The sequence below is a fragment of the Caulobacter segnis ATCC 21756 genome (genome assembly GCF_000092285.1).
Lineage (GTDB): Bacteria > Pseudomonadota > Alphaproteobacteria > Caulobacterales > Caulobacteraceae > Caulobacter > Caulobacter segnis.
In genome coordinates this window covers 3,562,213-3,575,710 of record NC_014100.1, presented here as the reverse complement: position 1 = coordinate 3,575,710, position 13,498 = coordinate 3,562,213, and the positions used below count along the sequence as shown (strand labels likewise).

Annotated in this window: 8 protein-coding genes; 4 read left to right on the top strand and 4 right to left on the bottom strand. The window is 67.5% G+C overall.

What is annotated here, in order from left to right; translation table 11 throughout:
- Window positions 1–1,500 carry a tryptophan halogenase family protein gene (locus CSEG_RS16415; protein WP_013080354.1) on the top strand — a complete coding sequence of 500 codons (1,500 nt, stop codon included), beginning with the start codon at window positions 1–3 and terminating at the stop codon, window positions 1,498–1,500.
- Between the two features lie 3 nt (window positions 1,501–1,503).
- Here the strand turns inward: CSEG_RS16415 and CSEG_RS16410 are convergent, their stop codons facing one another.
- From CSEG_RS16410 to CSEG_RS16395, 4 genes are all read right to left on the bottom strand, one after another.
- Window positions 1,504–2,808, bottom strand: a complete 1,305-nt coding sequence (locus tag CSEG_RS16410) for a glycosyltransferase family 4 protein (protein ID WP_013080353.1) — start codon at window positions 2,806–2,808, stop codon at window positions 1,504–1,506.
- A gap of 9 nt (window positions 2,809–2,817) precedes the next feature.
- Window positions 2,818–4,017, bottom strand: a complete 1,200-nt coding sequence (locus tag CSEG_RS16405; protein WP_167535140.1) for an FkbM family methyltransferase — start codon at window positions 4,015–4,017, stop codon at window positions 2,818–2,820.
- Window positions 4,018–4,100: 83 nt separating this feature from the next.
- Complete coding sequence (locus tag CSEG_RS16400) at window positions 4,101–5,612, bottom strand: hypothetical protein (protein ID WP_013080351.1); 1,512 nt, start codon at window positions 5,610–5,612, stop codon at window positions 4,101–4,103.
- Window positions 5,613–5,677: 65 nt separating this feature from the next.
- Entirely contained in the window at window positions 5,678–5,977 is a 300-nt protein-coding gene (locus CSEG_RS16395; RefSeq protein WP_013080350.1) for a helix-turn-helix domain-containing protein, read from the bottom strand.
- Between the two features lie 260 nt (window positions 5,978–6,237).
- On the opposite strand from CSEG_RS16395, the gene CSEG_RS16390 reads away from it, so the two are divergent.
- From CSEG_RS16390 to CSEG_RS16380, 3 genes are all read left to right on the top strand, one after another.
- Window positions 6,238–9,948 (top strand): beta strand repeat-containing protein, encoded by a 3,711-nt coding sequence (locus tag CSEG_RS16390; RefSeq protein WP_013080349.1) that lies wholly within the window; start codon window positions 6,238–6,240, stop codon window positions 9,946–9,948.
- Between the two features lie 309 nt (window positions 9,949–10,257).
- Window positions 10,258–11,985 (top strand): type I secretion system permease/ATPase, encoded by a 1,728-nt coding sequence (locus tag CSEG_RS16385; protein ID WP_041538705.1) that lies wholly within the window; start codon window positions 10,258–10,260, stop codon window positions 11,983–11,985.
- A 74-nt stretch (window positions 11,986–12,059) separates the two neighbouring features.
- Window positions 12,060–13,367, top strand: a complete 1,308-nt coding sequence (locus CSEG_RS16380; protein ID WP_013080347.1) for an HlyD family type I secretion periplasmic adaptor subunit — start codon at window positions 12,060–12,062, stop codon at window positions 13,365–13,367.
- The last annotated feature ends 131 nt before the right edge of the window (window positions 13,368–13,498 follow it).

Sequence of the window (13,498 nt, the reverse complement as noted above, 5' to 3'; positions counted from 1 at the left end):
ATGACCCAGCAGACGATCCGCAAGGTGGTGATCGCGGGAGGCGGCACCGCTGGCTGGACCGCCGCGGCGGCCTTGGCCCGCCAGCTTGGCCCGCTGCTGGACATCACCCTGGTCGAGTCCGAGGACATCGGCACCGTGGGGGTGGGGGAGTCGACCATCCCCACGGCCCGCACCTTCAACGCCCTGCTCGGGATCGACGAAGCCGCGTTCATGCGGGCGACCCAGGCGACCTTCAAGCTGGGCATTTCGTTCGAGAACTGGGGCGAGATCGGCGACCGCTATATCCACTCGTTCGGCCAGGTCGGTAAGTCGACGTGGATGGGCGGCTTCCATCACTTCTGGATGCAAGCCCAGGCGCAGGGGTTCGGCGGAGACCTTGGCGACTACTGTCTGGAGCTGAAGGCGGCCGAGGGCGACCGGTTCTTCACCGGCGAGAACGGCCCCCTGAACTACGCCTATCACCTCGACGCCGGTCTCTATGGCCAGTTCCTGCGACGCATGGCCGAAGCGGACGGCGCCAAGCGCGTCGAAGGCAAGATCGCCAGCGTGCGCCAGAGCGCGGCCGACGGCGCGATCGAGGCGCTGGTGATGGAGTCGGGGCAGGCCGTCGAGGGCGACCTCTTCATCGACTGCACCGGTTTCCGCGGTCTGCTGATCGAACAGACCCTGAAGGCGGGCTACGAGGACTGGGACCACTGGCTGCCGACCAACAGCGCGCTGGCGGTCCAGACCCGCTCGACCGAACCGGCCAAGCCCTACACCCGCGCCATCGCCCATCACGCCGGCTGGCGCTGGAAGATCCCGCTGCAGCACCGCGTCGGCAACGGCCTCGTCTACTGCAACGAATTCATGTCCGACGACGAGGCGCTGGCGCTGCTGCAGAGCGAGATCGAGGGCGAGACCCTGATCCCGCCGCGCCTGATCCGCTACCGCACCGGTCGTCGTCGCAAGACGTGGGACAAGAACGTCGTGGCCCTGGGGCTATCCAGCGGTTTCGTCGAGCCTCTGGAGTCGACCTCGATCCATTTGATTATGGTCGGGGTCACGCGGCTGATGCAGCTGTTCCCGTTCGGCGGGATCAGCCAGGCCGCGGTCGATCGCTACAACCGTCTGGCCGACGACGAACTGGAGAAGATCCGCGACTTCATCATCCTGCACTACAAGGCGACCGAACGGACCGACAGCCCGTTCTGGGATCGCGTGCGCGAGATGCAGATCCCCGACAGCCTGGCCCAACGGATCGAGTTGTTCCGGGAAAGCGCCCAGGTCTACCAGGCTCCCGGCGAGCTGTTCCAGGTCGACTCGTGGCTGCAGGTGCTGCTGGGCCAACGCGTCCAGCCCGAGAGCTTCCACGCCATGGGCCGCTTGATGCCGCCGCAGCAGCTGAAGCAGGCCCTGGACGATCTGAAGCGGAACATCGCCGCGACGGTCAGCCGCCTGCCGCAGCACCAGGCGTTCCTAGACGCCTATTGCGCGCCGCCCGTCAGCAAGAGCGCCTAGGCTCTAGCCGTCGATCGGCGCGAACAGCTTCTGCAGCGTCGCGCCGATCCGCGTGGCTGAAGGATCGCTTTCCGCCAGGCCAAAGCCGCGCAGCTCATGGCCGATCCGCTCGCCGATGGCGAGCAGCGGTCGGCTCGTGAGCTGGGCCTTGGCGAGCGCCTCCACGGCCTGGGCGTAGCGTTCGGCGTTCAACGTCTCCAGCGCCCAGGCGCGAGCCGCCGCGCCGGTCTTCCGCCGTAGCGCCGCGTCGCCTGCCAGGCGCTCCAGGACCGAACGGATCTCATCGACCACGATCTCGCCGTCCACCTTGAAGACCAGGTCGTCGGGCAGCTCGCCGTAGAAGCCGGCGCGGGCGACGACGGTCGGGCGGCCGCTGAGCATGCCCTCGCAGGCCGAGCCCGAGGCGCCTTCCAGCACCGGCTTGCGCAGGGCGCAGATGATGTCGGCCTCGGCGAGGCGCTGGTCCAGGGTCTCGTCGTCGACGGCGCCGTCGATGACGAGGTTCGCAAAGCCGACCTCCGCCGCGACGGCCTCCAGCCGGGCGCGCTCCTCGTCCGAGATCGGGCCGACCAGGCGGTAGGCGCAGGTCTTCAGGGCGTCGGATCCGCCGATCGCGCGGATGACGTCGGCGACGCGCTTGTTGGGGTTCATCACGCCGACCGTGGTGATCGTCAGCCGAGCCTTGGTCGTCGGCGCCCCAGGGGGCGTCGCCCGGTCGGGACAGCAGAGCGGCGTCACCGCCACGGGTCCCGCGCAGGCCGCCTCCAGACGCGGTGCGTAGAAGCCGGCGTGGGCGAGGGCGGCTTCGCAACGGCGCGCCAGCCACTCGGTCATCGGCAGCTTGTCCGCGATCTCGCCCATGTCCAGCATCTGGCCCGAGCGGACGGCGACCGCGTCCGGCTCGGCCTCCAGGCCATAGGTCGCCACGATCTCGGCGTCGTGCCGTCGGTAGTCGAGGCCGTTGTGGTGCAGCCAGCCCGAGAACAGGTTGTAGATATAGAAGTCGTGGAAAATCCCCAGGCACGGCGCGGCGTCCAGGATGGCCAGGGCGCCGGCGTGGAAGGGATAGTTGTCGCCGATATTGACGATGACGACGTCGAACGCGGCGCCCAGGCTCCCCAGGTCGACCTCTCGCCAGTGGCGGACGGGCAGGGCGGTCGGATGCAGGGGCTCCGCCGGATCGTCGCGATCCTCGCAGCGCAGGATTTCGACCTGATGTCCTTGGCTGGCCAGGGCGGCGGTCACCGCGGCGCTGACCCGGCCGATCGACGAGCGCAATACGAAGGGCGTGACCCAGCAGATCCGCATGGTGACGTCCTAGCGCTGCAGCAGGCGGCGTTCGGCGTCGCCGCCCGGCCGCACGAAGGCGATGTTGGCGGACACGAGCTTGGCCGCGGCCTTGGCGTCGGTCGCCGCGCAGGCGCTGGTGGCTTCGTCGATCAGGTAGGGCTTGAAGCCGGCGTCGGCGAAGGCCTTGAACCACTGCGCCGGCGTCTGGCCCACGCGCTTCAGGTGCTCGGGGCCGAACTCGGCCAGGATGGCCAGGTCCGGGTTCTTGGCGATCACGCCCTTCATCCCGGCTAGGACGTCCAGCTCGGCGCCCTCGACGTCGATCTTGACCACGTCCAGGCGTTTGCCAGGCGCGACGTCGTCTAGCCGGACCACTTCGACCTCGATCGTGCGGGCTTCCTCCGCCTCGGGCAGGGCGTAGAGCGAGCTGTGGCCGATGATTTCGCTGACGTGGAAGGTCAGGCGTCCCGCCTTCGCGCCGACGGCCTGGTCGCGCACCTCGACCCAAGCCAGGCCGTTGAGATGCTTCATCTTTTCAAGGTTCGCCCGAGGCGTGGCCTCAGGCTCGAACGCGATGACCTTGCCCTCGGACCCGACGGCGCAGGCCATGACCAGGGTCAGCAGGCCGATATTGGCGCCGACGTCGGCCACCGCCATGCCGGGACGCACCAGGCGCCGCAGCACGTCGCTCGTGCCCGGCTCCAGCCCCTTGCTGGTGGCGTTGGCCAGCATGGTGACGAAGGTCGGCAAGGCGCGCGGCGCCAGCACGTAGCCTTCGCGCATGCGGATGGCCACCGACTCCTCGTCGTAGTGGATCAGCGGCCGCAGCTTGATCTCGAGCTCGTCGAAGCGCGGGCCGAACAGGCCGGGCAGGACGTCCAGCGCCTCGCCGCTGCGCTCCGCGCGCGCCTCCAGCCGCGCCAGGGCGGCGGCGAGGCGGTCGTTCTGGCGCAGGCTCAGGTCGAGCCGATGCTGCACGGCCTGCAGGTCGGCCGACAAGGCGTGGAGATGGCCGCGCGTCTCGCGCAGCTCATGCTCGACGCTGGCTTGCAGATAACGCCGGACATAGTGGGCCATCGGCGAAAGCACGGGACCCAGCAAGCGCCGCGCGAAACCGAACCGTCGGCGCGGCGTGGGGCCTGGCGGAGGCTCGGCCGCGCCGGCGGGCTGGGAAGATGGAGCGCGCATGGCGGAACGGATCGCCAAATCCAGGCGTGCGGGCCTCAAGTCAATCCTTCCCGAGCGGCGCCGATCAGCGACCGCTCGTCCAAACCTAGCCAAAAGGACCGCCGAAGGCGGCCCAGCGCGGTCTAGAACAAAAATCCGTAGCCTAGGAAAGCGCTGTGATCACCGACCAGGTTGATCGAGCTGTGATCGGGCAATTCGAACGTCAGGCTGGTGATGTGGCTGATCGCGCCCGGGTCGGTGGTTACGCGGGTGTCGTACATGACCACCTGAGACCCATCCATCGCAAAGCCGACGCTCGCGGTGTGCGCCATGAAGGAGTCGATGACCTGCCGAACGAGATCCATCGAGACGAAGTCGACGTGGGCGTTGGTCTTCAGAGGCTCAGCGGGCGTCGAAGGCGTAACGACCTCGCCGCCAGCAGCGGGGGCGGGCGTGTCCGGCGTGATGAGGTCCGCGTCCGGATGCCCTTCGGGCTGGACGCTGATCGGGGCCACCTGCACGTGCTCACCGCGCGAGATAATCTCGGCCAGCACGTCGGGCAGCTTGGAGACCTCGATCACGGCGATCTTCTGGGCCAGCGCCGTTTCCCCGACCAGAGCGCGTACGAGCTGCACGGCCTCGACATTGGGCAGGGCGCCAACGCCCAGGCGGATTTCCAGGACCCAGTCGGCGCCTTCGTGGAGCGCAGGGGCGGGCAGCGGCGAGCCGGCGGCGTCGTGGCGAGCCGGAGCCTCCTCGACCGCCAGGGTCTGCGACGCCTCAGGCAAGGCGGTCGTCGCGGGCGACTGGGGCATGGTGGACAGCAACGCCACCAGCGACAGCACCGACGAAGCGGTCTGAGCCGGGGTGCTCGCTACAGCGGCGGCGTGACCGGGCAGGATCGAGGCGTCACCGCCGGCCGGCGACAGTTCCGGCGCGGCCGCGGCCGTGAAGTCGGGCGCGGCGGGCGCCGTCTCCAGCGCCGCGAGGGCGTCCGAAGCAAGGCCTGCTTGACCAATGTTGAAGTCGGCGGCCAGCAGCGCGGCGGCCAGGACCAGGATCGCCTGATTGGCCGGCAGCTGAACGGTGTCGTAGGTCGCCGACTGCGCGTTCGCCGCAGCCACCGGCGGAAGAGCGGCCGCGCCGCCGTTCAGGCTGGTGTTCGAGGTGGACGACAGCAGCGCCGGACGCGCGTGCGACGGCGGGTTGGACGCGCCGCTCTCGGCCGCGCGGGCTTCGCCGCTCTTGAAGAACGCGGTGCCGACCACGGCCACCAGCAAGGCGGCCGGGTGGATGGAGATGTTGTCGCCGCGATCCGAGCGACGGATCAGCGGGTGGCGCGCGACCATATTGCGCACCATCGAGGAGAAGTCGAAGCCGCGGGCGATCTCTTCGTAGGCCGGGCCAGCGATCATGTACTCGCCGTCGATCCGCGCGAAGTGGATCACCACCTCGCCGTCATCGGTGCGGTAGAAGACGAACCAGGGCTCTTTCTCGTCGCTGAGGCCGCGATCGGTGCCGACGCGGATGCCGGCGCGAATCAAGGCGGCCTCGACGCGGTAGAACTCGGCCAGCTCTTGCTGGGTCCAGTCCGCCGCCGGAGCAGGCGCGTAGCGCGGCGAGCGCTGGAAGAACGAGAGGACTTGCGCGGCCATGCTGGCGGTGTGTTCCCACGCGTGAAGAGTCGCCGGCTCCCCGCCGGCAGGTCAAGCTAGACGATCTACTCTTCGTTGAACAGGATGTCGTACGTAATAGGGTCGTAGAACCGCATCAGTTCCCGCACGAACGTCCTTTCAGGAACGTTAAGCGCCCGGGCCCACTCGCGATAGCGGTCCGGCGGGATGCGCCCGCGGCCCGTCTCGAGCTGGGAAATGAACGTGTAGTAGTCGGCGCCGACCTTGGCCGCGAGCTGGCGCTGCGACAGGCCGGCGGCCTCGCGCGCTTCTTTCAGCCAGCGCCCACCTTCGCGGCGGAGGTCCTGGACCTCCGGGGCGCTGCGACGTTGAGGGTTGCCATACATTATAGACTCTCAGGCCATCGCCGGCGGGCGGAGAGCGCTGTCGCTCGGCCCTGGGGCGTCGAATTCCTTACACATATAGCCGTTTCGCGGCCAAGGTACAAGGAACGCGACATATGAAAATGCTGTACCGGTTAGAAAAATGCTGTACCGCGTGATTTCGGGTATTGTCGACGTATGACGTTTGCTCTATAGCCATCGCTGCTCCCATGCGCGCCGTTCGGTCGCAGGGGGTGTGGGATTTTCTTTGGGAGACAAGCCAGATGGCTTACACGCTAGCTCAGCTGACGGAGTTCTTCACGAACGCCAACGCTGGTACCGCGCCGACGGAAGCGCAAAAGCTCGCCCTGCAAGGGCTGCTGAACGACAACCAATCGGGCGTCAGCAACGACGCGACCTTCTCTAAGGTCGTCGACCTGGCCTCGGACAGCACCGTCGCTGTCAGCGTTGGCACCTACAACTTCTTCCTGGGCTACGCGCCGAGCCAAGCCGGCCTGACCGCGCTGAACAGCGCTTACGTCGGCACCGGCAACCAGTCCGGCATGAACGCTGAAAACCGCTTCATCGCGCAGTCGATCTCGCTGTCGATGGACAACGCCGCGGCCAAGTCCAGCTTCTCCGCTTCGTACGGCTCGCTGTCGCTGACCGAAGCCGCCAAGGCCGCCTACCTGATCATCATTGGTCAAGCCGCCGCCACCGCGAACAACATCAATGTCGACGCCGCCGTCGCCTACCTGACGAACGCTACGTCGGTCGCCTACTACACCGCCCTGGTGAAGGCGAACTACCCGAACGCCTCGGCTGCTGACCAGGCTCTGGCCGTCAAGGCCGCCGTCGTCGGCGAAATCCTGTTCCAAGCCACGTCCTTCAATCAAGGCGCGGGCATTGGTTCGTACGCTCAGGCCAGCACCAACCTGGTCAAGGACCTGGCGCTCGACAACGTGCTGACGAACGACAGCACCACCGGCATCGACCTGCTCGGCAAGTACGGCACCACCAATGGTGGCGGCACGTCGCTGGTCCTGACGGGCGGCGTGGACTCGATCACGGGCACCTCGGGCGACGACACCATCACCGGTCTGGTGGACTCCACCGCCGGCGCGACGCCGACCTTCACCTCGCTCGACACGATCGCTGGCGGCGCGGGTAACGACACCCTCGTGATCAACTCGATCACGGCTCTGGCCCAGACGAACCTCGACGCCGTGACCGTCACGGGCGTTGAAAACGTCACCCTGCGCGGCGCCGCCGCCGTGGTCGCCAACGTTTCGGGCTGGACGGACGTCACCGCCCTGAACGTGACGCAAGCCACGACCGCCACCGTTCAAGCCAGCTCGAGCGCCTCGATCGGCGTCTCGAACGTCTCGGGCGCCATCACGGTCGACGGCGGCAAGAGCGTCACCGTCAACGACGCGTCGGCCGCTTCGGACATCACCATTGGCGCCACCACGCGCGCCACCGGCGATATCTCGGTCACGGCGACCAACGCCACGACCAGCTCGGTCTTCGTTGATGGCGGCAAGAACGTCACGCTGAGCATCTCGGGCACCTCGGGTGGCGCTGACACCATCGAAGTCGGCAATGGCGGCGCCGCCGCTGACCTGCCGACCGGCGCTGTCTCGGTCACCTCGGCTCACAAGGGCGTCGCCGCTACCGACGTCACCCTGAACGCCATCACCGTGAAGGGCGGCACGACCGTCTCCGTCACCCAGACCGCCGACTCGTCGGCTGCTGGTTCGGACACGACCGGTGCGACCGTGACCCAGGGCGCGGTGAACATCACCGCTGGCGCCTCGACCACCAGCGTCACCGTGAAGCAAGCGGCTTCGACGACCGAAGAAGTGGCCGTTGCCGCCGTTACCGGCGTCACCGAAACCAGCTCGCTGAAGTTCACCGGCCTGACCAATGGTCAGTCGGTGACCGTTGGCGGCCTGACCTTCACGGCCAGCGCCACGATGACCGCCGCTGAAGTCGCTGCGGCCTTCGCCAACCTGACCGCCGCCGACACCCAAGGCGGCGCGACGAAGGGCACCTACACGAACGCGCTGACGGGCTTCACCAGCGGCGTTGCTTCGGGCGACACCGTTGTGTTCAGCAGCACGACCGCTGGTCCGGTCGCCGACATCGCCGTCTCGGCCGCTGGCGGCGGCACCGCTCCGACCGTCACCACGACCAACGGCGTCACCGCCGTTGACGCCGAGGCTGGCGTTCTGGGCGTGATCACCGGCGTCGTCACGATCAACGACAACGCCACGGCCGCCATCACCACCGTGTCGGTCGACGGCTACGGCGACACCAGCAGCATCGGCGGCACCACCACGCTGTCGAAGCTGGCCAACCTGACGCTGGCCAACAGCGGCGGCGCCACCGCCGGTGCGACCAACGGTTCGATGACGGTTGACGCCGCTGGCGTGTCCTCGCTGAACCTGACGGTCAACAACGTGAAGGGCGCTGTGTCGCTGGACGGCGCCGCCGACAGCGCGCTGAAGACCCTGAACCTGACGGCCACGGGCGCGAGCTCCACGTTCGCTCTGACGGCCGCCGCGGTGGAAACCCTGGCTGTCTCCGGCGACAAGTCGGCGAACGTCTCGACCGGCACCTTCACCGCTCTGAAGACCGTCACGGTCACCGGTTCGGCTGGCCTGAACCTGGGCAACACCGCTTCGGGCACGCTGACCTCGGTCACCACCACGGGCACCACCGGTTCGACCACCGTGTCGATCGACGGCACCAAGGCGACCTACGCCGGCGGCGCTGGCACCGACAGCGTGACCCTGGTGACGGGCACCGCCCTGACCAAGGCGATCGATCTGGGCGCCGGCAACGACACCCTGACCTTCGGCGCTCTCGTGACCGGTTCGACCGCTGCCCTGTCGGGCGGCGACGGCACCGACACGCTGGCGATGAGCGTCGCGCACGCCGAGACCCTGGATAACACCAAGCAGACGTTCTACTCGGGCTTCGAACGCCTGACGCTGACCTCGGCTGCCGGTGACGTCGACGGTACGGCTGACGCCGTTACGCTGAACCTGGATAACCTGGGTCTGACCAGCTACGTGACCACCGCCGGCGTTAGCGCCGACGGCGCGAACACCGACACGTTCACGCTCGACAAGCTGGCTACGGGCGGCACCGTCGTCCTGACCGCCGCTGGTTCGATCACCCTGAACGTCACCGACGCGGCGACCAACACCGCCGACTCGGTGAACCTGGTCCTCAGCAGCTCGGGCAACCTGGCTGTCGGCACGATCACGGCCGCCAACGTCGAGACCGTCAACATCTCGACGGTCGACACGCAATCGGCTCCGCAGACCAAGAACGTCGACACCCTGACCCTGACGGCCGCTGACGCGACCAAGGTGACGGTGGCTGGCGCTCAAGACCTGACGCTGACCCTGACGGGCAGCACGAAGGTCACGGCGATCGACGCTTCGGCGGCGACCGGCAACATCACGGTGACGTCGCTGAACACCACCGCTGCGACCACGATCACCGGCGGCGCTGGCAACGACAGCCTGACGGCTGCCACCGGCACGACGGCTGACGTCCTGATCGGCGGCGCCGGCAACGACACCCTGACGGCGAACTCGGGCCTGAACACCCTGACGGGTGGCACGGGCGCCGACACCTTCGTCATCGGCGCCTCGTCGAACGCCAACAGCTACGCCACCATCACCGACTTCACCGCCGGTGACGTGATCAAGATCACGGGCGCGACCACCTTCCAACAAGCGAAGGTCGTCCTGGGCGGCACGGCTGTGTTCCAAGACTACGCCAACGAAGCCATCAACCAGCTGGCTGCTGGCGGTACGGGTTGGTTCACCTACGCCGGCGACACCTACATCGTCACCGACCTGGGCGCGAACACGACCGTCTTCACCGCCGGCCAAGACTCGATCGTGAAGATCGTCGGTACGAACGTCGACCTGTCGACCGCTTCGTTCAACTCGACGGGCGGCACGATCAGCCTGTAATCTCCTTCGGGAGCAGGTCCTCGCTTCGGCGAGGACCTGAGGTTGACCTAAATCGGACCCCATCCTTCGCGAGAAGGGTGGGGTTCTTTTTTGGGGAATGATGGCGCGGCTCGTTCGCAGGTCTCGGCGACGATGAGCCGTTCGGCGAGCGGTCGCAGGCCTCCGAGAATTCTTGCGGTCGGCGCGGCTCTATGGTCTAGCGACGTGGCGGTCTGCTCGTTTTCGCCACAATTTCGTGGTCGAGACGCCACCTAAGTTGTTACTGTATACGGCTCGCTTCGCAGCGAGACGTTTCGAAGGCTCCAGATGATCTTCAACCGCTCCGGCGCGAAGCCCACCATCCTCGATAAAGCGGTCGAGGTTATGAAGCCGGCGGTGATCACCGCCATGGTCTTCAGTTTCTTCATCAACATCCTGGCCCTGGTCAGCCCGCTGTACATGCTGCAGGTCTATGATCGCGTGCTGTCCAGCCGCAGCGTGTCCACCCTCGTGGTGCTGACGGTGCTCTGCGTTTTCCTGTTCCTGATCTACGGGATGCTCGAGGCGCTGCGCACCCAGGTGCTGGTGCGGGGCGGTCTGAAATTCGACGGCGTGGCGCGCGACCCGATCTTCAAGGCGGTGCTCGACTCGACCCTCACGCGGCGCGGCCCCGGGGGCCAAGCGTTTCGCGACATGGACCAGGTGCGGGAGTTCGCGACCGGCGGCCTGATCGCTTTCTGCGACGCGCCCTGGACCCCGGTGTTCATCATCGTCTCCTGGATGCTGCACCCCTATTTTGGGATCCTGGCGATCATCAGCTGCTTCGTGATCTTCGGCCTGGCGGTGATGAACGACCGCGCGACCAAGAACCCGCTGCAGATGGCGACCATGGCCTCGATCGCCGCGCAGAACGACGCGGGCTCGACCCTGCGCAACGCCGAGGTCATGAAGGCCATGGGCATGTGGGGCGGCTTGCAGGAGCGCTGGCGCGGACGCCGCGACGAGCAGATCGCCTGGCAGGCGGCGGCCAGCGACTCCGGCGGCGCGGTGATGTCGGGCATCAAGGTGTTCCGCCAGATCGTCCAGACCCTGATCCTGGGCGGCGGCGCCTATCTGGCGATCGAGGGCAAGATCTCGCCCGGCGCGATGATCGCCGGCTCGATCCTGGTGGGGCGCGCCCTGGCCCCGATCGAAGGCGCGGTGGGCCAGTGGAAGGTCTTCCTCGGCGCCCGCGGCGCCTGGGATCGCCTGCAAGGCATGCTGCGCGACAGCAAGGACACCGACGATCACATGCCGCTGCCCGATCCGCGCGGCGTGCTGTCGGCCGAGGCGGCTTCGATCCTGCCGCCCGGCGCTCAGCAGCCGACCATGCGCCAAGCCAGCTTCCGCATCGACGCGGGCACCTCGGTGGCGCTGGTGGGGCCCAGCGCGGCGGGCAAGTCCTCGCTGCTGCGGGGCATCGTCGGCGTCTGGCCGTGCGCGGCGGGCGTGATCCGTCTCGACGGCTACGACATCAAGCAATGGGATCCCGAGCGTCTGGGCCGCCACATCGGCTATCTGCCGCAGGACATCGAGCTGTTTTCCGGAACGGTCGCGCAGAACATCGCGCGCTTTACCGAATACGAGTCGCAGGAAGTCATCGACGCGGCGACCCTGGCCGGCGTGCATGACATGATCCAGGGCCTGCCCATGGGCTATGACACGGCGATCGGCGAGGGCGGCGCCTCGCTCTCGGGCGGCCAGCGTCAACGCCTCGCGCTCGCCCGGGCGGTGTTCCGCATGCCGGCGCTGCTGGTGCTGGACGAGCCGAACGCCAGCCTCGACCAGGTCGGCGAACTGGCGCTGATGGAGGCGATGAACCGCCTCAAGGCCGCCAAGCGCACGGTCGTGTTCGCCACGCACAAGGTGAACCTGCTGGCCCAGGCCGACTACATCATGGTGATCAACCAGGGAGTCATCGCCGACTTCGGCGAGCGCGACGTCATGCTGGCCAAGCTGACCGGCGCCGCGCCGCCGCCGCAGCCGCCAAAGCCCGCGCCGATCCAGAGCGCGCATTGATCCGCGCCCGGTTCTCGACTCCGCACCCCGTTTCCACGGCCGCCCACGGGCGCGCCTATCAGGCTTAAAGACGCATGAAGCCCCCGAAGATCCAACGTCCGACGGACAACTACAAAGGCGTGGCCCGCGTGGGCTATGCCATCATCGGCGTGATGCTGCTGGGCCTGGTCGTCGCGGCGTTCATGCCCTTGAGCGCCTCGGTGATCGCCAACGGCGTGGTCTCGGCCGAGGGCAATCGCAAGACGATCCAGCACCTGGAAGGCGGCATGCTCCGCAAGATCCTGGTGCGCGAGGGCGAACGGGTGAAGGCCGGGCAGGTGCTGTTCGAGCTCGACCCCACCCAGGCCAACGCCGCCGCTGGCATCACCAAGAACCAGTATGTCGCCCTGAAGGCGCTCGAGGCCCGCCTGGTGGCCGAGCGCGACCAGCGCGCCTCGATCAGCTTCCCGGCCGATCTGCTCAGCCAACGCTCCGACCCGATGGTCGCGCGCGCCATCGCCGACGAAGAAGTCCAGTTCCAGGAGCGTCGCCAGACCATCCAGGGGCAGGTCGATCTGGTGAACGGCCAGCGCGAGCAGTATCAGCGCGAGATCGAGGGCATCGATCGCCAGACCCAGGGCCTCAAGGACCAGCTGGGCTTCATCCAGGACGAACTGGGCGACCTGCGCAAGATCTACGACAAGGGCCTGGTGCCGCGGCCGCGCCTGCTGGCCCTGGAGCGCGAGCAGGCTTCGCTGTCGGGCTCGATCGGTCGTCTGACCGCCGACCGCGCCAAGGCCGTGCAGGGCATCTCCGACACCCAGCTGAAGACGCGCCAGATCCGCCAGGAGTTCTTCGAGCAGGTCAGCCAGAGCATCACCGAGACCCGCGTGAAGCTGGCCGAAGTGACCGAGAAGGAACTCGTCGCCTCGGACGCCCTGCGCCGGATCAAGGTCGTCTCGCCCGTCAGCGGCACCGCCCAGAACCTGCGCTTCTTCACCGAAGGCGCCGTGGTGCGTCCGGCCGAGCCGCTCGTGGACATCGCGCCCGATGATGAGGCGTTCATCATCCAGGCCCACTTCGCGCCGACCGATGTCGACAATATCTATGCGGGCATGACGACGGAGGTGCGCCTGCCGGCGTTCCATTCGCGCGAAATCCCGATCCTGAACGGCAAGATCGAGTCGATCTCCCGCGACCGGCTCACGGATCCGGAGGGCAAGACCTCCTACTTCCTGGGCATCGTGACCGTGGACATCAAGCAGCTGCCGAAGCCGATGCGCGCCAAGGTCAGCGCCGGCATGCCGGCCCAGGTGATCGTCCCGACCCGCGCGCGGACCGTGCTCGACTACCTGATCTCGCCGCTGCGCGACACGCTGCGCACCACCATGCGCGAGGAGTAGGGGCGGGAGTTCAATTAGCTGAATTCTCAAGCTTTTCGGCAAGGCGGCGCGGCGAGGCCAAATCTCGACGGCGCCGCTTTCCAACCGCCTCCAATAGTGTAGTCAGGCACTTTCGTTGTTACTGGAGTCGG

What these genes read in the sequence shown, in the direction of transcription:
- CSEG_RS16415 (WP_013080354.1), top strand. Translation starts at nt 1, where the DNA reads ATGACCCAGCAGACGATCCGCAAGGTGGTGATCGCGGGAGGCGGCACC.
- CSEG_RS16410 (WP_013080353.1), bottom strand. Translation starts at nt 2,808, where the DNA reads ATGCGGATCTGCTGGGTCACGCCCTTCGTATTGCGCTCGTCGATCGGC.
- CSEG_RS16400 (WP_013080351.1), bottom strand. Translation starts at nt 5,612, where the DNA reads ATGGCCGCGCAAGTCCTCTCGTTCTTCCAGCGCTCGCCGCGCTACGCG.
- CSEG_RS16395 (WP_013080350.1), bottom strand. Translation starts at nt 5,977, where the DNA reads ATGTATGGCAACCCTCAACGTCGCAGCGCCCCGGAGGTCCAGGACCTC.
- CSEG_RS16390 (WP_013080349.1), top strand. Translation starts at nt 6,238, where the DNA reads ATGGCTTACACGCTAGCTCAGCTGACGGAGTTCTTCACGAACGCCAAC.
- CSEG_RS16380 (WP_013080347.1), top strand. Translation starts at nt 12,060, where the DNA reads ATGAAGCCCCCGAAGATCCAACGTCCGACGGACAACTACAAAGGCGTG.